Origin of the sequence: Caulobacter sp. (assembly GCF_049283275.1) — a bacterium.
In the GTDB taxonomy this organism is placed as follows: Bacteria; Pseudomonadota; Alphaproteobacteria; order Caulobacterales; family Caulobacteraceae; genus Caulobacter.
In genome coordinates this window covers 1-4,480 of sequence record NZ_JBAPVS010000145.1, presented here as the reverse complement: position 1 = coordinate 4,480, position 4,480 = coordinate 1, and the positions used below count along the sequence as shown (strand labels likewise).

Genomic DNA, 4,480 nt, shown 5'->3' with positions numbered 1-4,480 from the left:
GATGGGTGCCGGCCGCCGGGCCGTCGGCCAGAGCGGCGGCCGACGGCGCCAGGGCCAGGACGGCCGCGAGCGAGGCGGAAGCGAGCCGACGGATCATGGGCGGACCGAGATGCTGGAGGTCTCGCCGCCGCGATTGATGCGGACGACGGCGGAATCCTGCGACGCGAGGGTCAGGCCCGAGGGGCCGCCCAGGTCGGTGTAGGCGCGTAGGGTCAAGGTCACCGGCCCGGCCGACTTGGCGCGGGTCAGGGCCTCGGCCTCGGCCGGGCTGACCTCCAGGGTGACGGTCGAGGCGACGATGGTCTTGGCGTCCTTCTCGGCCGTGGTGGATTGGTCCAGGGCCAGCACGCGGACGTTGCGGACGATGGTGTCGGCGACGACCTGCTTGCCGCCGCTTTCGCCCACGCCGACCTGACCCTCGCGGGTCTGGATGACGTCGACGCGGTCGCCGGGCAGGACGAAACCGCCGACCGCGGTCTCGGAGGTGACCGGCACGGCTATGGCGCGCTGGCCGGGGCCCAGGACCACCGACAGATAACCGCCTTCGCCGCCGCGGACGATCTTGCGGGCCGTGATGGGTTCGCCGGCCAGGATCGGGTCGCGCACGATCGCGCCCTCGACGGCCTTTTCCGGGGAGACGCCGCCGATCATGCCCTCGGCCGCGTCGCCGACCGCCCGGGCGGCCTTGGCGGCGGTCTTGGTCGGCTCGGGTTCGGCCGCGCCGTTGGTGATGTAGGCGGCGTTGAGGGTGTCGGCGGGCCAGGCCTGCCAGGCGACGTCGCCGGCGACCAGGCGGGCGCCGATCGCCAGATCGTGCTTGGCCACCAGGACCTGGGTCATGGACTTGTCGGACGGCGCGGCCTCCGCGACGACCTTGGCCGCGGGCGCGGGCTTGCCGCCCATCGCCTTCTGCAGGACCACGGCCAAGCCGATGGCCGCGACGGCGGCGACCAAAACGATCATGACGCGAAGAGGGTTCATGCAGGCGGACTCTAGCGACGGGGATACAGATCGAGGGCGAACCGCCTTCAGGCGATCACGCACAATTCGCCGAACGGCCCTTCTGGCCGCGTCGCACACTCGCGCGACCATGGTTAACGACGGCTAAAGGCGCCGCTCCAAACAGGAAGACAACACCGCGACAGGCTGACGCGGGGGACAGGGCGTTCGAGGCCTTCCGACGCCCTCAGACGCCGGCGGCCAGGGTCAGTGCGCCTTGCGGAAAGGCCGCCAGGGCGCCGATCGCGATGGCCACGCCGTACGGGATGTCGCCGTCCTTGGCGCCCAGCTTGCGGACCCAGGCCGGACTGCCGGCCAGGACCGGCTCGAACCAGCCCGAACGCAGGGTCAGGAGGCCCAGGGTCAAGGCGCCGCCGGCCATGCCGGTGACCAGCATGAACGGCGCGGCCGCGGGCCAGCCCAGCCACAGGACCGAGGCTGCGAACAGCTTGGCGTCGCCGCCGCCGATCCAGCCGGCCGCGAACATCCCCATGCCGGCCAGCAGGGCCGCCAGGCCGGCGGCCAGGCACAGGCCCAGGGTGGCCAGGGAGACGCCGCTGACCAGGGCCGCCGGCGCGAAGGCGGCGATTAGGGCCAGGGAGATCCAGTTGGGGATCGTATAGCTGGTGACGTCCTTCAACGCGGCGACGACGGCCAGCGCGGGGAAGACGAGCAGCAGAGCGAACTGAATGATTTGCATGGCGGCCTTGCCTGTTCGATCGAACGCAGTCTGCGCCGATCGCGTGAAGCAATGGTTTCCCGCGCCCGAAATTCGCCTGTTCCGCTGGAAATCGGCTTTCGGGGAGGCGGATTTCTCGCCCAAAGAAAAAAGGCCCCGGCATTGCTGCCGAGGCCCTCTTTTTCGAGCGTAAACGGCTTACGGAGCAGCCGGCGCCGTGGTGCCGGCGACCGCGTCGTCGGCCTTCTTGAACGCGTCGTTCAGGTGACCGCCCAGCGTGCTGACGACGGTGGCGATCACGACGGCGATCAGGGCGATGATCAGGCCGTACTCGATGGCGGTCGCGCCGGATTCATCCTTCAGGAAGCGGGTGACGAACTTCGACATGGTGGATCTCCTAGTCACAAAATGGATTTGGGTCTCAAGCCGTGTCGACTTGTTCACCCTCGAAAGCACGATCAATTTCGCCAGTCGCGCTTAATGACCAGTAAATCCGAATGGTTTCGCAATTTTTTACATTGGTTTATTTTAATTTACTATTATCTTTACTTAACTACGACGCCTTCCGAAGCGGAAAAACCCCTTATCCAACAGGACTTTCTCAACTGTCGGGAAGAATACACAAGCGTCTCGCTTAGGTCTTTATTGACCATTCCGAGGCATCCTCATCGCGTACAAGCCTGGGAAAATGCCGTCATGCGCCGCCTGACTCTCGCGCTCTGCGCCGGTCTGAGCCTATTCATCGCCACGACCGCCGTCGCCGCCGGCCCGGCCGCGCCGCTGTCGATCAGCGCCGGAGCGGCCACGCGCATCGTGTTGAGCGCGCCCGTGCGCGACCTGGTGGTGGGCGACCCCTCGGTGGCCGATGTCAGCCTGGTCAACGAACGCACCCTGGTGGTGCTGGGCAAAAAGGCCGGCGCGACCACCGTCATGGCCTTCGACGCCCGCGGAGAGACCCTGGCCGACCGCGACGTGGTGGTCTCCAACGTTCCGGGCCAGGCGGTCGTCGTCCAGCGCGGCCTCACCGCCTCGACCTACGCCTGCGGCGGCCGCTGCTCGTTGCTGGGCTCCACCGCCGCCCCGGCCGCGGGCGCGCCGGCCTCCGCGGCGCCTTAAGCGTCCGGCTAAACCCCTGATTAGGGACGCTTGGCCTAGTCTAGGCCGCCTGCCGTTCCAGAAGGCGCTGACGCGGACGCCGCCATGGCCGATCGAGCCCGACATCATCGCCAGCTTCTGGCCCGCCTGGGTCTGGATCGCTTCGCCCGCGCCGACGACGGCGCGGCGGCGATCGAGTTCGCCTTTGTCGGCATTCCCTTCCTGATCCTGGTGTTCGGGCTGATCGAGCTGGGCCTGACCTTCCTGGTCTCGATAACCCTGGAAAACGCGTTGATGACCGTCGACCGCAGGATCCGCACTGGCGACTACCAGAACACCAGCCGCGCCGATTTCAGCAAGGCGGTGTGCGACGAGATGGCCTGGCTGGAGTCGTCCTGCGCGGATTCGATCACCCTGGACGTGCGCGTCCTGCCCGCGTTCGAAACGGCCAAGACGCTGAAGCCGCCCGAGGGCGTCACCTGTTTCGATCCCGGCGGCCCCCGATCGATCATGCTGGTGCGGGCCTATTACAAGTGGCCGATCATTACGCCGCTGCTGCAGAGCGCGGTCGCCGGCGGGTCCGGCGTTCGTCAGGTCACGTTCGCCTCGGTGTTCGTCAACGAGCCCTATTCCCCGGACCTCCAACCGATCAAGTGCCAATGAGCCGCCGCCTGTCCCACTTCTGGCGTGATCGCCGCGGGGTCTCGGCCATCGAGTTCGCCCTGGTCCTGCCGCTGCTGATGCTGTTCTATTTCGGCATGGCCGAACTGACCGAGGCGATGATCGCCCAGCGGCGCCTGAGCCACCTGACCGCGTCGACCGGCGACATGGTGGCCCGCGAACAGGTGCTCACCAACGCCATCCGCGACCAGGTGTTCGTCGCCGGCCAGGTGATGATGTCGCCGTTCCCGACCTCGACCCTGCGGATGTGCATCGTCAGCATCGCCTCCGACGCCCAGGGCAAGGACAAGGTCGCGTGGTCGGAAACCTCGAACGCGCCGGTCGGCTGCCCCAAGGCCAACGACACGGTCGACATCCCGCCCGCCGTGCTGCCCGCCGGTCAGAGCGTGATCATGAGCAAGGCCAGCTACGAGTACGACTCGGTGTTCAAGCTGGTCCTGCCCGACACCGTGACCTTCCGCCGCACCTTCTATCTGCGGCCGCGGCTCTCCGATCAGGTGGCGCGGGTCACGGGCTGACGGCTTGCGCCAGGCGTTCGACCAGGGCGTGGGGGCCGAAGGTCTCGCCCTCGAACCGCCGCGCCGGCCGCACGCCGATCAGGCTGTTGGTCAGGAACACCGCCTCGGCCTCGTCCAGGGCCTCGGCCCCGGTCGCCGCCTCGTGGACCTCGACGTCCAGCGCCCGCGCCGCCTCCAGCACCCGCCCCCGGGCGATCCCGTTCAGCACCCCGCAATGCAGGGCCGGCGTGAACAACCGCCCCTGTGCGATCCAGAACAGGTTGGCCGCCGCCGCGCAGGTCAGGTCGCCGTGGTTGTTGCGCATCACCGCCTCGTCGGCGCCCGCCGCCTTGGCCTCGGCCCGGGCCAGGACGTTGTCGACATAGGACAGGGTCTTCAGCCGCGCGGCGGGCGAGCCCTCGTTGCGACGGGTCTTGGCCAGGACCAGATCGACCGGCGTGGTCACGGGCGGCGCGGCGGCGGCGCTCGCCGCCAGGCGCAACACGGGAGCGTCCGGCCGATCCAGGCC

Annotated in this window: 7 protein-coding genes; 3 read left to right on the top strand and 4 right to left on the bottom strand. The window is 68.5% G+C overall.

The window, feature by feature from the left end; genetic code table 11:
* Positions 1-93: 93 nt before the first annotated feature.
* The 3 genes from cpaB to WAL33_RS07440 form a co-directional block, all read right to left on the bottom strand.
* Positions 94-981 carry a Flp pilus assembly protein CpaB gene (gene cpaB, locus WAL33_RS07450; RefSeq protein WP_422180004.1) on the bottom strand — a complete coding sequence of 296 codons (888 nt, stop codon included), beginning with the start codon at positions 979-981 and terminating at the stop codon, positions 94-96.
* Positions 982-1,186: 205 nt separating this feature from the next.
* Entirely contained in the window at positions 1,187-1,699 is a 513-nt protein-coding gene (locus WAL33_RS07445; protein ID WP_422180002.1) for an A24 family peptidase, read from the bottom strand.
* Positions 1,700-1,876: 177 nt separating this feature from the next.
* Entirely contained in the window at positions 1,877-2,065 is a 189-nt protein-coding gene (locus WAL33_RS07440) for a Flp family type IVb pilin (RefSeq protein WP_422180000.1), read from the bottom strand.
* Positions 2,066-2,374: 309 nt separating this feature from the next.
* Between WAL33_RS07440 and WAL33_RS07435 the strand changes: the two genes are divergently transcribed.
* From WAL33_RS07435 to WAL33_RS07425, 3 genes are all read left to right on the top strand, one after another.
* Positions 2,375-2,794 (top strand): pilus assembly protein N-terminal domain-containing protein, encoded by a 420-nt coding sequence (locus tag WAL33_RS07435; protein WP_422179998.1) that lies wholly within the window; start codon positions 2,375-2,377, stop codon positions 2,792-2,794.
* An 84-nt stretch (positions 2,795-2,878) separates the two neighbouring features.
* On the top strand, positions 2,879-3,436 hold the full coding sequence (locus tag WAL33_RS07430) for a TadE/TadG family type IV pilus assembly protein (protein ID WP_422179996.1): 558 nt from the start codon (positions 2,879-2,881) through the stop codon (positions 3,434-3,436).
* A complete protein-coding gene (locus tag WAL33_RS07425) occupies positions 3,433-3,972 on the top strand; it encodes a TadE/TadG family type IV pilus assembly protein (RefSeq protein ID WP_422179994.1) in 540 nt (179 codons plus the stop codon). The genes WAL33_RS07430 and WAL33_RS07425 overlap by 4 nt, the downstream gene beginning before the upstream one ends.
* Here the strand turns inward: WAL33_RS07425 and WAL33_RS07420 are convergent.
* Positions 3,962-4,480: aminotransferase class IV (locus WAL33_RS07420; protein ID WP_422179992.1), on the bottom strand; the 519-nt coding region annotated here is incomplete at its 5' end. The two genes, WAL33_RS07425 and WAL33_RS07420, sit on opposite strands and share 11 nt — an antisense overlap.